The 14,048-nt window shown below is 63.4% G+C and carries 13 protein-coding genes; 6 read left to right on the top strand and 7 right to left on the bottom strand.

Annotated elements, in window-relative coordinates; genetic code table 11:
- The first annotated feature begins 96 nt into the window (after positions 1-96).
- Positions 97-1,269, top strand: a complete 1,173-nt coding sequence (locus tag GBB14_RS00590) for a lycopene cyclase family protein (RefSeq protein WP_151528745.1) — start codon at positions 97-99, stop codon at positions 1,267-1,269.
- A gap of 41 nt (positions 1,270-1,310) precedes the next feature.
- On the opposite strand, the gene GBB14_RS00595 is transcribed toward GBB14_RS00590, so the two are convergent.
- The 7 genes from GBB14_RS00595 to GBB14_RS00625 form a co-directional block, all read right to left on the bottom strand.
- On the bottom strand, positions 1,311-1,727 hold the full coding sequence (locus GBB14_RS00595; RefSeq protein WP_151528744.1) for a metal-sulfur cluster assembly factor: 417 nt from the start codon (positions 1,725-1,727) through the stop codon (positions 1,311-1,313).
- Positions 1,728-1,775: 48 nt separating this feature from the next.
- Positions 1,776-2,228 (bottom strand): Fe-S cluster assembly sulfur transfer protein SufU, encoded by a 453-nt coding sequence (sufU, locus tag GBB14_RS00600; RefSeq protein WP_151528743.1) that lies wholly within the window; start codon positions 2,226-2,228, stop codon positions 1,776-1,778.
- A 148-nt stretch (positions 2,229-2,376) separates the two neighbouring features.
- A complete protein-coding gene (locus tag GBB14_RS00605; protein ID WP_151528742.1) occupies positions 2,377-3,636 on the bottom strand; it encodes a cysteine desulfurase in 1,260 nt (419 codons plus the stop codon).
- Between the two features lie 66 nt (positions 3,637-3,702).
- Entirely contained in the window at positions 3,703-4,461 is a 759-nt protein-coding gene (gene sufC / locus GBB14_RS00610) for a Fe-S cluster assembly ATPase SufC (RefSeq protein WP_151528741.1), read from the bottom strand.
- A 97-nt stretch (positions 4,462-4,558) separates the two neighbouring features.
- Positions 4,559-5,755 carry a Fe-S cluster assembly protein SufD gene (gene sufD, locus GBB14_RS00615; RefSeq protein ID WP_151528740.1) on the bottom strand — a complete coding sequence of 399 codons (1,197 nt, stop codon included), beginning with the start codon at positions 5,753-5,755 and terminating at the stop codon, positions 4,559-4,561.
- 5 nt (positions 5,756-5,760) lie between these two features.
- Positions 5,761-7,194, bottom strand: coding sequence for a Fe-S cluster assembly protein SufB (sufB, locus tag GBB14_RS00620; RefSeq protein ID WP_151528739.1), 1,434 nt, complete (start codon positions 7,192-7,194; stop codon positions 5,761-5,763).
- Between the two features lie 2 nt (positions 7,195-7,196).
- On the bottom strand, positions 7,197-7,976 hold the full coding sequence (locus GBB14_RS00625; RefSeq protein WP_370451571.1) for a helix-turn-helix transcriptional regulator: 780 nt from the start codon (positions 7,974-7,976) through the stop codon (positions 7,197-7,199).
- A gap of 156 nt (positions 7,977-8,132) precedes the next feature.
- Between GBB14_RS00625 and mptB the strand changes: the two genes are divergently transcribed.
- The 5 genes from mptB to GBB14_RS00650 all read left to right on the top strand — a co-directional run bounded on the left by mptB (position 8,133) and on the right by GBB14_RS00650 (position 13,957).
- The gene (gene mptB, locus GBB14_RS00630) at positions 8,133-9,884 is read left to right on the top strand and encodes a polyprenol phosphomannose-dependent alpha 1,6 mannosyltransferase MptB (RefSeq protein ID WP_151528738.1); all 1,752 of its coding nucleotides are present in this window, start codon (positions 8,133-8,135) and stop codon (positions 9,882-9,884) included.
- A gap of 81 nt (positions 9,885-9,965) precedes the next feature.
- Positions 9,966-10,916: an ABC transporter ATP-binding protein gene (locus tag GBB14_RS00635; RefSeq protein ID WP_151528737.1), complete on the top strand. Its 951-nt coding sequence runs from the start codon at positions 9,966-9,968 to the stop codon at positions 10,914-10,916.
- Between the two features lie 58 nt (positions 10,917-10,974).
- The gene (locus GBB14_RS00640) at positions 10,975-11,745 is read left to right on the top strand and encodes an ABC transporter permease (RefSeq protein WP_151528736.1); all 771 of its coding nucleotides are present in this window, start codon (positions 10,975-10,977) and stop codon (positions 11,743-11,745) included.
- Between the two features lie 130 nt (positions 11,746-11,875).
- Positions 11,876-12,865 carry a heme A synthase gene (locus GBB14_RS00645; protein WP_151528868.1) on the top strand — a complete coding sequence of 330 codons (990 nt, stop codon included), beginning with the start codon at positions 11,876-11,878 and terminating at the stop codon, positions 12,863-12,865.
- Positions 12,866-12,997: 132 nt separating this feature from the next.
- Positions 12,998-13,957 (top strand): quinone oxidoreductase, encoded by a 960-nt coding sequence (locus tag GBB14_RS00650; RefSeq protein WP_151528867.1) that lies wholly within the window; start codon positions 12,998-13,000, stop codon positions 13,955-13,957.
- Positions 13,958-14,048: the final 91 nt, after the last annotated feature.

The raw sequence follows: 14,048 nt of genomic DNA on the forward strand, positions 1-14,048 counted from the left end.
TGGGTGGCACATAGCGTGCGTGCCACCGCCCTCACCTCGCCCGCGTGCTCCCACCCATCGACGGCGGCGAACACCGACAACAACCGGAAGGTAAGCGTGCGTATAGCGATTCTCGGACTGGGGCCGGCGGGGGCGATGGTGGCGCTGCGCGCCGCGGCCCGCGGCTGGGAGATCGACGCCTATGACCCCCGCGGGCTGCAGCAGTGGAGCGCCACCTATGGCCTGATCGATCACCAACTGCCCGCCTGGCTGGAGCCGCTGCTGGGGCCGCCGACTCCCATGCAGTCCAGCGGCACGAGCGGCCAGCTGCAGCCGCTACCCTTCTGTTATCGCATGCTGGACAATGCCGCGGTGCACGGGGCCGTGGAGCGGCTGTGCCGTGCAGACCGGTTCCGAGTGCACACCGCGGCTGTTCATAGCGCCGCCGATGTGAGCGCCGATGCGATCATCGATTGCCGTGGCGCCAACCCGCACCGCGCGCTCTGGCAGGTCGCCGTCGGCCGGCTGCTGCCCGCGGCCCCGCCGCAAGATACGCCGGTATTCATGGATTGGCGCCAGCCCACGACACAGCAGCAGCTACCGCCGAGTTTCCTCTACACCCAGCGGGTGCAGGGGCAGTGGCTGTGGGAGGAAACCATCCTCGCCACCGATATCGATTGCACTGATGCCGCTTCACGACGCCATCTCCTCGCTCTTCTCCGCGAACGGCTCAACATCCGCTTAGCGGACCATCTACCGGATCCACGCGCCGGCGCAGCCGCGCAGCAAGATGAGGAGATCGTGTTCATCCCGATGGGCACCTATGGCCGGCCGCTGCCCGGTGCCTGGGCGTGCGGGGCGCGAGCTGGGTCCATTAATCCCGCCACTGGCTATTCGGTGGCTGACACCGCACGCAGCGTCGATCCCCTGCTGGATCGGCTCGCCGCGGCCGAACACTCTGTTCTGCCGGCTCTGCGCGTGCCGCAGCCACGGCGCTGGCTGGCTCATCTGCTGCGCAATATCGGTGCCCAGTTGATTACCCAGGCCTCTGGGCCGCAGCTGCAGGACTTCTTCGGGCGTTTCTTCTCCTTGCCGGCGGCGGATCAGTTGGCGTATGTCACTGGCGAGGATCCGTGGGCGGTGGCGCGTACCATGGTCCGGCTGCAGAGCCGCATCAGCCTGCGCCACCCCTTTCTGTGCCCGCTGTGGCGGCGGCCGTGGGCGATTGTGCTTCCCGCACTGCTGCGTAGTAGCACAAAGCGCCGCCGTATCGCCGCGGGTGTGCGGTGAGATACAACGACGCCATGTCTGCAGGCGACGGGTGCTCGCGCTTAGACGGAGAAGCCGAGCGCGCGTAGCTGCTCGCGGCCTTCCTCGTTGATCATCTGCGGGCCCCAGGCGGGCATCCATACCCAGTTGATCTGGAGTTCGCTGATTTCACCCTCGAGGTTACTGAGCACAGCGGTATTAGCCTGCTCTTCGATAACCCCCTGCAGGGGGCAGGCGGGAGAGGTCAGCGTCATGTTCACCATGGCGGTGCTCTCCCCTTCGATCCAGATGTCGTAGACCAAGCCGAGATCAACAACGTTGATGCCGAGTTCGGGGTCGATCACATCCATCAGGTATTCCTCTACCTTGCCGGCGAGCGCTAGCTGCTCAGGGGTGCGCTCGGCGGGCGGCTGCGGCTGTTCGGCGGCCGCGTCGATCGTGGTGTCCTCGGTCTCGGGCGTGGTGTGTTCTTCAGACATGCGTCCTCGCTTCGGTGTGTGTAGCTGCTCGGGCTGGCGGTGGTGTGGCTAGGCGGCGGGGTCGGCGCCGGCGTCATACGTCGCGGCCTCGAAGGCTTTCCAGCCCAGCAGGGCGCACTTCACGCGGGCCGGGTATTTCGATACGCCGGCGAAGGCGATGCCATCGCCAATGATCTCGTCATCGCCCTCGATGGTGCCGCGGGAGGTGACCATCTTCTCGAACTCGGCGAGGATCGCGAAGGCCTCCTCCACGGACTTGCCCACGATCTCCTCTGCCATCACTGAGGTGGAGGCCTGGCTAATCGAGCATCCGATGGCCTCATAGGAGACATCCTCCACGGTGGACTTGTCCTCGGACAGTCGCACGCGCAAGGTGAGCTCATCGCCGCAGGAGGTGTTCACGTGATGCACTTCCGCATTGAAGGGTTCGCGCAGCCCTGCGTGTTGGGGGTTTTTATAGTGATCCAAGATCACTTCTTGATACATGTTTTCCAGCTTCATCAGCCTGGACTAGCCCTTCTGCAATACAAAGTCGGATTTTCGCACGGGTATTCCGCGGTGCAGGCACTCAGACGCCCGCCTCACGCTATCAACCTATCTCCCCGATCTTAGCCACTCAGGGAGATAGTGGCCGTGGCCGCCTTACGTATCAGCGGCTCAGGCCAAAGAAGGATTGGGCGGCCTTGATGGCCTCCACGAGGGCGTCAATCTCCCACTTCTCGTTGTAGAGGTAGAAGCTCGCCCGCGCGGTGGCCTGTACGCCCAGGGTGGTATGCGCCGGCCACGCGCAGTGGTGGCCCACCCGGATGCACACGCCGTGATCGTCAACAACCTGCCCCAGGTCGTGCGGATGGATACCTTCCACCACGAAGCTGACGGCACTGCCCCGATTCTCGGCGGTTGTGGGGCCAATGATGCGCAGCCCCTCAATCTGCTGAAGCTGCTCCAGCGCATAAGCGGTGAGTTCGTGCTCGTGGGCGGCAATCGCCTCCATCCCCACCTCTTCGAGATAGGCCACCGCAGCGCCGAGTCCCACGACTTGGCTCGTCATCTGGGTGCCGGCCTCATACCGTTGCGGCGCCACCGTGTAGGTGGAGCCGTCCATGTTCACCTTCTCGATCATGGACCCGCCCGTGAGGAAGGGCGGGAGGCAATCCAGCAGTTCTTGGCGGCCATAGAGTGCACCCACCCCAGTGGGACCGAGCATCTTGTGCCCAGAAAAGGCGGCGAAGTCCACACCCAGCTGGTGCAGATCTACAGGCATATGCGGCACAGACTGGCAGGCGTCGAGCACGAAGAGTGCCCCTACCTCGTGGGCGCGGCGGACGGCTTCCTCGACATCGAGCACGGCTCCGGTCACATTGGACTGGTGGGTCAGCGCCACCACCTTGGTGCGGGGGCTGAGTTCGAGGGAATCGAGGTCGATTCGACCATCCTCAGTACTGCTGTACCAGCGAAGGGTGGCGCCTGTACGTCGCGCCAGCTCCTGCCAAGGCACGAGATTGGCGTGGTGTTCCAGCTCGGAGACCACGATCTCATCCTCCGCGCCCACGGCGTACTCGCCGGAGCGATCATCGCCGAGAATATAGGCGACCTCATTGAGGGCCTCGGTGGCGTTTTTGGTGAAGGCGATCTCCCCCACCGATGCGCCCACGAAGCCAGCGATACGCTCGCGGGCCTGCTCGTAGTCATCGGTGGCTTCCTCAGCCAGCTGATAGGCCCCGCGGTGCACGGGGGCATTGTGGTGGAAGAGGAAGTCACGCTCCGCATCCACTGCCTGACGAGGGCGCTGGGCGGTAGCGCCAGAATCCAGATAGATCAGCGGGCGATCTTCGCGCACCGTGCGGCTCAGGATCGGGAAATCCGTACGAATCCGCGCGGTATCGACAGGGCTCTGCCCTTCTGTCATGGGTGATTCTCCTCTATGGGTGTCTCGGTCGAGGTGATGGTGCGGCGGCGACTACGCGCTGGGCTGCTACTTAACGAACTTCTCGTAGCCTTCTGCCTCGAGCTGCTCGGCCAGCTCGGGTCCGCCGGACTCCACCACGCGACCAGCGGCGAAGACGTGCACATAATCGGGCTTTACGTAGTTGAGGATGCGCTGGTAGTGGGTGATCATCAGCACGCCACCATTCTCGCGCTCCTTATAACGGTTGATGCCCTCCGAGACGATACGCAGGGCGTCCACGTCCAGACCGGAGTCGGTCTCGTCCAGCACCGCGAACTTCGGCTTCAGCAGGCCGAGCTGCAACACCTCGTGGCGCTTCTTCTCGCCACCGGAAAAGCCTTCGTTCACCGAACGCTCGGCGAAGGCCGGATCGATGTCGAGCTCATTCATCGCGGTGCGGGCTTCCTTCACCCAATCGCGAATCTTCGGAGCCTCGCCGCGCACGGAGGTGGCGGCGCTGCGCAGGAAGTTCGCCATCGAGACGCCGGGCACCTCGGTCGGGTACTGCATGGCGAGGAAGAGGCCGGCGCGGGCGCGCTCGTCGACGTCCATCTCCAGCAGGTTCTCGCCGTCGAGAAGCACCTCACCCTCGGTGATCTCATAACGGGGGTGGCCGGCGATGGCATAAGACAGGGTGGACTTGCCGGAGCCATTGGGGCCCATGATGGCGTGGGTTTCACCGGACTTAATGGTGAGGTTCACGCCGTGCAGGATCATCTTCGGCTTCTCGTTTTCGTCGGCCGGCACAACCTGGGCGTGCAGGTTCTTAATCTCAAGAGTGCTCATGAGTGGTATGTATTCCTAACTGTGGTGAATCGGCACCGAGCATAGCGGCGCCTTGTCGCAATGGTGTGGCAGGGGCGGTGGTCGGGCGCATGACGCGCTAGAGCACCGTGGCGGTCAGTTCCTGCTCCACCATCTCTTCCAGGTTGTCGCGGATCTCCTGAATGGGGATCCGCTTGATCACGTCGGTGAAGAAGCCGCGCACGATCAGCATTTTGGCCTCGGACTCGGGGATACCACGAGACTGCAGGTAGAACATGTGCTCATCGTCGAAGCGGCCGACGGTGGCGGCATGGCCGGCACCGACAATCTCTCCGGTCTGAATCTCCAGGTTCGGCACCGCATCGGCGCGGGCACCCTGGGTGAGCAGCAGGTTGTTGTTCTTCTCGTAGGTATCGGTGCCGGTGGCCTCCGGGCGGATCAGCACATCGCCGATCCACGCGGTGCGGGCTTCGGAGCGGCTGGATTCACCAGTGGACTGCAGCGCGCCCTTGTAGAGCACATTGGAGCGGCAGTTCTTCACGGAGTGATCCACCAACAGGCGCTGCTCGAAATACTGGCCGGAGTCGGCGAAGTAGAGTCCGAGCATCTCGGCGTCACCACCGGGAGCGGAGTAGCGCACGTGCGGCACGGCGCGCACCACCTCGCCACCGAAGGCGGCGTAGTAGTGGCGCACGGTGGCGTCAGCGCCCACCAGCAGGTGGGAGTTGGACAGGTGGACGGCGTCATCCTCCCAGTCCTCGAGCACCACGGTGGTCAGCCGGGCATTGTCGCCGATGATGAACTCGACATTGTCGGAGTGGGCGCCACAGCCCTTATAGCGCAGGAAGACGATGGCCTCGGCGCTCTCTTCCAGCTCGATCAACAAAGTGCCATAGGACACGGCATCGGCGCCGGGGCCGCTAATGGTGATCACTACGGGCTCGGAGAGAGCGACGTTCTTGGCCACCTTCACCCGATCGGCTACCTCGGAGTTCTCCCAGGCCTGAGCGGCGGCACGGTCCACGGGGGCGCCGGCGCGTCCCAGCGAGGGATCGTCCATCGCCAGTTCGCTGACGCTCACGCCCTCAGTCGCGCCCGAGACGGTGATCGCGGCGCGCTGCCCCGCAGCGGCGCTGCCATCGTGGAGGCCGCGGAGTTTACGCATGGGGGTAAAGCGCCAGTCCTCGTCACGCCCCTTCGGGACCTCGAAATCGGCGGTGGAGAACGATGTGAAGCGATCGCCCTTGGTTTGGTGGCCGGTGCCGGCCCCAACTGGGGTGATAGTCGCTTCGGTTTCAGTGAGGGGAGTTGACATTGTGCTTAACCCACCGATCCTTCCATCTGCAATTCGATCAAGCGGTTGAGCTCGAGGGCGTATTCCATCGGCAGCTCCTTGGCGATCGGTTCCACGAAGCCGCGCACGATCATGGCCATGGCCTCGTCCTCGGGAATGCCGCGGGACATGAGGTAGAAGAGCTGATCGTCCGACACCTGCGACACGGTGGCCTCGTGGCCGAGGGTCACGTGGTCATTGCGAATGTCGTTATAGGGATAGGTATCCGAGCGGGAGATGCTATCGACCAAGAGCGCATCACATTCCACATTGGAGGTGGAGTGATGGGCGTCCTTGTTGATCTGCACCAGACCGCGGTAGGCCGCACGGCCGCCGCTGCGGGCCACGGACTTGGAGACGATATTGGAGGAGGTGTAGGGAGCCATGTGGGTCATCTTGGCGCCGGTGTCCTGGAACTGCCCCTCACCAGCAAAGGCCACAGACAGCACCTCGCCCTTGGCGTGGGGGCCGGTCATCCACACGGCCGGGTACTTCATCGTCACCTTGGAACCGATGTTGCCATCGACCCATTCCATGGTGGCGCCCTCTTCACACTTGGTGCGCTTGGTCACCAGGTTGTAGACGTTATTGGACCAGTTCTGGATGGTGGTATAGCGGCAGCGACCACCCTTCTTCACGATGATCTCGACCACGGCGGAGTGCAGCGAATCCGACTTGTAGATCGGAGCGGTACAGCCCTCCACATAGTGCACGTAGGCATCCTCGTCCACGATGATGAGGGTGCGCTCGAACTGGCCCATGTTCTCCGTGTTGATACGGAAATAGGCCTGCAGCGGGATGTCGACGTGGACGCCCTTGGGCACGTAGATGAAGGAGCCACCGGACCAGACGGCCGTGTTCAGCGCGGAGAACTTATTGTCGCCGGCCGGGATCACGGAGCCGAAGTGCTCCTTGAAGAGCTCGGGGTGCTCCTTCAGGGCGGTATCGGTGTCGAGGAAGATCACACCCTGGGCCTCGAGGTCCTCGCGAATCTGGTGGTAGACCACTTCGGACTCGTACTGCGCGGCGACGCCGGCGACGAGGCGCTGCTTTTCGGCCTCGGGGATGCCCAGCTTGTCATAGGTGTTCTTGATGTCCTCGGGCAGGTCATCCCACGTCTGTGCCTGCTCCTCGGTGGAGCGCACGAAGTACTTGATCTGGTCGAAGTTGATGCCGCTGAGGTCCGCACCCCACGTGGGCATGGGCTTCTTATCGAAGATGCTGAGCGCCTTGAGACGGTTGTTCAGCATCCACTCCGGCTCATCTTTCTTAGAGGAGATGTCGCGAACGATGTCCTCCGAGAGGCCGCGCTTGGCGGTGGCGCCAGCCTCATCAGAGTCATGCCAGCCGTAGTTATAGGGGCCAATGGACTCAATGATCTCGTCATCGGAGGACGGAGCAGTGGGTGTTGCTTGAGTCATGTTCAGCTCCTTTCTTCAGGAGTGTGGTCTATGGGTGTTAAGGGAATGTTGGTCGTGCAAATTCCGTGCCCCTCGGTAATGGTCGCCAGCTGTTGCACGTGTTGACCGAGTAGCTCGGAGAGCACCTCATACTCTGCAGCGCATAGCTCCGGGTGTTCCGAGGCCACGTGCGAGATGGGGCAATGGTGGTGGCAAATTTGCACGCCCCCACCAGCTTCTTTGACTTCGGATGCATAGCCACTGGCGTTAAGTGCATCCGCGACCTGTTGGGCTGTTTTATATGTCGAGTCTTCATCGTCCGCCGCAGGGTCCACATGCGCAAGTAGCTGAGCTACACGCTGCCGAGCGAACTCCCGCACGGCCTCGGACCCACCGGTCTCCCGCAGCGCCGTGATAGCGAGCACGGCGAGAGTGTCGTAGTCGTGCCCAAAGTGGGCCCGGCCTTCGTCGGTGAGTTGGAATGCTTTGGCTGGTCGACCGCGCCCACGCCCGCGAGAGGAGCGAGGCTCCACCGTTTCCGCGAGGGCGTCGTCAACCAAAATATCGAGGTGACGCCGCACACCTGCTGCGGACAGCCCTAATGTCTTACCCAATGCGGAGGCCGTCATTGGCCCCTGCTTGAGCAAGGTCATGAGGATCTGCTTGCGGGTATCACCATCCGTTGAGCGGGTTTCCACTTCGCCGCGTTTCTTCTCCTCGCCGCGAGCGAGCCCGGTGCGAAAAGCAGCCGCCGCCCGTGACTGCACGGACGGAGTGGTGAGACGGGAAACAGAGTGCGTCATGTGCGCGTTCACCTCCTTAAATTCACTATGATGGACAACTCGTGTCTCATTATAAGACAACACTAGTGTTCCTTAATTAGCCGGGGCCGCGCAAACGTGATCCTCGCCGGACAGCGCGCTCCAACGATGTGCCGGCAGTGTTTTAGACTCATAGCTGTGTCGGATACCCAACAGCCCCGCCGCCGGCGCGCGGCCGCAGCAGCAGATGATTTCAAGGCAACCCTGCCGCGTCTCGGCCACGCTGGCTCGCGCTCGGCCAGTCTGCACATTGGCGCCGAGTCAGAGGCGAATGGGTCCACGATCGTGCGCGCCGCCACCGGCCATGATCTCCTCCCTGTATCCAGCTCCCGCGCCCCACGGCGGATGGATCCACTGCAGCTTGCTCGCTTTGCGACGCTGCGCTGGCTGGGCACCCTCGGGGCACTGATGTTGGCCCTCGGCGGACTGGGCGCTGGGGCAAAGCCGGTATTGGGCGATCCCTATACCTCTTTCCCCGGCGGTTCGATCATGGGGCGGATGATCCAAACCTCCTCCATCTTGGTGATCACCGGGGCGGGGTTGATGGTGATTGCATGGCTGCTCATCGCCCCGTTTGTGGGCGCGGATATCGCCCGCCCCCGGCACTCGCGGGTGCTGGTATCGACCTCCATGCTGGCGCGCACCTTCGTGGCCTGGGTGGCGCCGATCTTCTTCACCGCTCCCCTGTTTACCCAAGACATCTATTCCTATCTGGCGCAGGGGGCGATCGTGCATCGCGGTTTCGACCCCTATAGCGCCGGCCCAGTAGACATCCTCGGCACCGATGATGTGCTGGCCCGCTCGGTGCCGTTGATTTGGTCCCACTCCCCCTCGCCCTATGGCCCCGTGGCGCTCGGCATCGCCTCCGTGATCGCGAAGATCACCGGCGATTCGATCGCGGCCGGGGTGTTCGCCCATCGCATCGTCAGCTTGGTGGGCATGCTTCTCGCCGCCTGGGCGCTCAGCCAGCTGGCCACCCGCTGCGGGGTGTCCGTACAGGCGGCGCTGTGGCTGGGCATTCTCAATCCCCTAGCCATCTTGCACCTCGTGGGCGGAATTCATAATGAGTCGATCCAATTGGGCCTCGTACTACTCGGCATGGAATTGGGGCTGCGCGGCATCGACCGTCTCAGCGCCCTTAAGGGACCGGCCTGGCAGGCGTGGGGCTTGGTGGTGGCCAGCGGGGTGCTGATCTCGAGCGCCGGCATGGTGAAAGTCACCGGCTTTATCGGCCTCGGCTTCATCGGTATGGCACTCGCTCGTCATATCCATCTCCGCGGGCGCCACACGGCCGTGGCGGTCCTCGGCGCGGGCGCGGTGCAGCTCGCCATACTCGTCGGCTCCGTGGCGGCCGTCACCGCGCTCACGGGCATCCCCACCGGCTGGATCAGCGGCCAAGGCGGCGCGGCCACCATCCGCTCCTGGCTCTCCCTCACCACAGACATCGGGGTGATCGGCGGTTGGATCGGCATGCTGCTCGAACTCGGCGATCACACAGAGGCACTGCTGAGCATCACTCGCGGGGTGGGCCTGCTGCTGGCAGCCGCCTTCATGGTGCGCATGCTTTTTGCCACCTATCGCGGCACCATCCATCCCATTGGTGGGTTGGGAGTGGCCACCTTCATGCTGGTGATTCTCTTTCCGGTGGTACATCCCTGGTACATGCTCTGGGCAATCCTGCCCCTCGCCGCCTGGGCCAACCGGCGGCTCTTCCGCGCCGGAGCGGCCGGCTATTGCGCCCTACTCAGTTTGTTCATCATGCCGCGCGGGCTGTCGCTTCCCCCCACCACAGTGATCGCCATCTATGTGGGCTCTGCCCTGTTGGGCGTGGTTTTCCTCACCCTGGTCTACGTTTTCCTGCGCCGTCGCGGGATCGTTGGCTGGGACTAAGCGTCGATAAGCGGCACAGGATGCGCGCCACGGCGGGCAGGTTATGCCACGCGGCGGCTGGGTATCATAGACTATCGAGTTGTGAATACTGAGCACAGAGATCGAACGGCGGCCCCAGGTCCCGCCCTCGCGCTTAAAGAGCTAAGCAAATCCTTCGGGGCCACCCGGGCCGTCGCCGCGCTCAGTCTCAGCGTGGACCACGGTGAGGTCGTGGCCCTGCTTGGCCCCAATGGCGCAGGCAAGACCACCACGATCGAGATGTGCGAAGGCTTCCTCACGCCCACCGCAGGCAGCATTGAGGTGCTGGGAATCAACCCCACGACCCACCCAGAGCAGGTCCGCCGTCGCATCGGCATCATGCTCCAAGGCGGCGGCACCTACCCAGGCATCAAGGTCGGAGAACTGCTGCGACTGGTGGCCTCCTATTCGGCACGCCCCCTCGATGTGGACTGGCTTTTGCATACCCTCGGCCTCGAGGGGCTGGTAAAAACCAACTACCGGCGGCTTTCTGGCGGCCAACAGCAGCGCGTCTCCTTGGCCTGTGCCCTCATCGGCCGCCCAGAACTTGTCTTTTTGGATGAGCCCACCGCCGGCATGGATGCCCAATCGCGGCTGCAAGTGTGGAAGATCATCCGCAGCCTCAAGGCGGACGGGCTGACGGTCATCCTCACCACCCACCTCATGGATGAGGCCGAGGCGCTCGCCGATCGGGTTGTCATCATCGATCACGGCAGCGTCGTGGCCGAGGGCACGCCCGAGGAGCTCAGTTCCTTAAGCGCCGAGGCCGCCGATATCAGTTTTGAGACCAGCGTGGGTATCGATACCGCAGCCTTCTCCGCCGCCGTGGGGGCGAATGTCGTGGAGACCCACCCCCGCAGCTATCGCGTGCAGGCGGCGGCCACCCCGGAGCTGATCGCAGCTCTGGCCACCACCGCCTGCACCCATGATGTGCTGCTGCGCAGCATATCCACCAACCATCGCACCCTCGAGGATGTTTTCCTTGATCTCACCGGACGCGAGATGCGCTCCTAGCAGCGCCAGCGCCCCACGTTGCATGACGGACTTGAAGCAGAGAAAAGAGGAATAATCAGTGACTAGCGCGCACACCCCCTTCCCCGCGGGCACATTTCGTGCGGATCCCGAACGAGCCTCTGTGCCGGCCATGGTGTGGGCGCAGGCGGTGATCGAATCCAAGCTCTTCCTGCGCCACGGCGAGCAGCAACTGCTCAGCGTGATCATTCCCATCGCCCTGCTGCTGGGCATAAGCAAGGTCAACGTCTTTGATCTCGACGACCCCATCGCCCTCGCGGTGCCCATTACCTTCGCCATTGCGGCGCTCAGTTCCGGCTTTACCGGCCAGGCCATCGCGGTGGCCTTCGATCGCCGCTACGGGGCACTGAAACGCATCGGCGCCTCGGGAGTACCGGCCTGGGCCATCATCGTGGGCAAGATCTGCGCCGTGGTGGTGGTCACCATCGTGCAGGTGGTACTCATCGGCGGAACCGCCCTGCTCCTCGGCTGGCACACCAGCGGCCTCGGGGTGGCCTATGCCGCGCTCATGCTCGTCATCGGGCTGTGCGTCACCACCTCGCTCGGCATGCTGCTCGGCGGCACACTCTCCTCCGAGGCAGTGCTGGCGCTGGCCAATCTCATCTGGTTCATCCTCATCGGCATCGCCGGTTTTTCCATGCTCGACCCCGACGCCGCCGGGCTGCTGAATGCGGTGCCCTCGGTGGCATTGGCCATCGGCCTCGACCGGGCCTTTAACGGCACCTTCCCCCTCGTCCAGGCGCTCATATTGGTGCTGTGGGCAGTGGCAGCCATGTGGGCGGCGAATCGCTGGTTTAAGTTCCACGACTAGAGACGTGTCACACCTCTGCATTCTCATGCGCGCCTAAGTTTCTTTCAGCCACGTCAGACAATAAAATAGGACAACTGTGAGTACCCACGCATCGACCCCAACGCCGCCGCAACCCGTGCAGAATCGTCGCATGGGTCTGCGCAGCCAGTCGCCCAAAGTATCCACCCAGCGCCTGCTTGCCCTATTTACGCTGATCGCCCAAGGCGGCATCACCGTAACCGGCTCCATTGTGCGCGTCACCGGCTCCGGATTGGGGTGTAATACGTGGCCACAATGTCACGAAGGCTCCTTCGTGCCGGTGGCTGGGGCAGCGCCGTGGATTCAACAGGCCATCGAGTTCGGCAACCGTCTGCTGACCTTCGTGCTCATTATCTTCGCCGGCATGCTGCTGCTCTCGGTACTCTCCGCTGGCCGCCGCAAGGAGATCATCAATCTCGCATGGGTACAGGTTCTCGGCATCGTGCTGCAGGCAATTATCGGCGGCGTCTCGGTGCTCATCAACCTCCAGTGGTGGTCGGTGGCCCTGCACTTTATCCCCTCCATCCTGCTGGTATTTTTCGCCGGCATACTCTTTGTACGCGTCCAAGAGCCCGATACCGGCACGATCACTTTCAACTATCCGGCCGCTCTCCGTGGGCTCGCCGCCGGCGCTGCCGTGGCGCTGCTGATCACCGTGATCACCGGCACCATGGTCACCGGCGCCGGAACGCACTCCGGTGACGCTGAGATCCGCCCCGAGGATCGCCTGCAGGTAGACATCGTCGAGATCGCCAATCTGCACGCGCACGCGATGTATCTCTACCTCGGCCTCACCATTGGCTTGGCCGTGGCCTTCGTGGCGGTGAAGACCCAGCTGAAGATCGTCAAGCTCGGCTTCTGGTTAGTGGCTATGGTCGTCGTCCAAGGCGCTGTTGGCATCATTCAGTACAACTGGTCCATTCCTGCCTGGACCGTGCCCGTGCACGTCGGCATGAGCTCGGTGTGCACCGCGCTGACCGCGGTGGTCTACGCCCACTACGCTCGCCGCCAAGGATCGGCGCTCGTCACCGGCTCTCCCGCGGGCGATGACAAACGAACCATCATCCAAGAGGATCGCAGCAACAAGGCCGCGAAGAACTAGCGCGCTCCTGATACCCCGAACTCCTCTCCCCCAGTACCCCGCTGCTCAACCCGCAGCGCGGTGCTGGGGTTGTTCATTAGTATCGACACTATGACTGCACATACCGCATCAAAGAACACTGTCCCCAGCACCATGCGCGCGATCTGCGTGGAGGAACCTGGTGGCGTCGAGAAGCTCCAACTACGTGAGGTCAGCGTTCCCGAGCCCAGCGATTCTGAGGTGCTGGTGTCCGTAGATTATGCGGGCGTCAACTACATCGACACCTACTATCGCGAGGGCATTTATCACTCCTCGCTGCCGATGACGATCGGCTTCGAAGGCACTGGGCGGGTGGCCTATGACCCCCAGGACGAGATCGCCGCCGGCACCCTCGTCGCCTGGTGCGATGGCTTTGGCTCCTATGCGGAATACGCCACCGTGCCGCGGGATCGTCTCGTAGCGGTGCCTCAGGGCATCGAGCCCGAGGTGGCGGCCTCCATGCTTTTGCAGGGCATTACCGCCCACTATCTCACCGATGGCGTCTATCCCCTGAAACAGGGCGATAGCTGCCTCATCACCGCCGGCGCGGGTGGTGTGGGCCTGATGGCCACCCAGTTCGCGCGGCTGCGCGGGGCCACCGTCTACACCGTTACCTCCTCCGATAAGAAGGCCGAGCTTTCCTATGAGGCCGGCGCCACCGAGGTCTTTCGTTACTCCGAGAACCTTGCCGAGCAGGTACGACGCTTCAATGGCGGGCATGGCGTGGATGTGGTCTATGACGGCGTGGGCCAAGCGACCTTCCACGAGTCCCTCGAGGTGGTGAAGCCGCGGGGCGTGGTGTGTCTCTTCGGCGCCGCCTCCGGGCCGGTGGAGCCCTTCGACCCGCAGCTGCTCAACACCCACGGATCCATTTATCTCACCCGCCCCTCAATCGGCGCGTGGACCAGCCTCGAAGGCGAATTCACCCGTCGCGCCCAGGCCGTCACCCAAGAGATCATCGACGGCAACCTCAACGTTCGAGTCGGCGGTGTCTATGATCTTGCCGACGCCGCCCAGGCGCATCGTGATCTGCAGAGCCGTGCCACCACCGGCTCGATTGTGCTGAAAATCTAAGACGCTGCGTGCCCCGGGGCACAGACTACAGACACCCTCGATGCCTGTGATGAACTCTTACGCATCGAGGGTGCTGCTGTCGCTGGGGACC

This window comes from Corynebacterium sp. 51B, assembly GCF_008930785.1.
In the GTDB taxonomy this organism is placed as follows: Bacteria; Actinomycetota; Actinomycetes; order Mycobacteriales; family Mycobacteriaceae; genus Corynebacterium; species Corynebacterium megadyptis.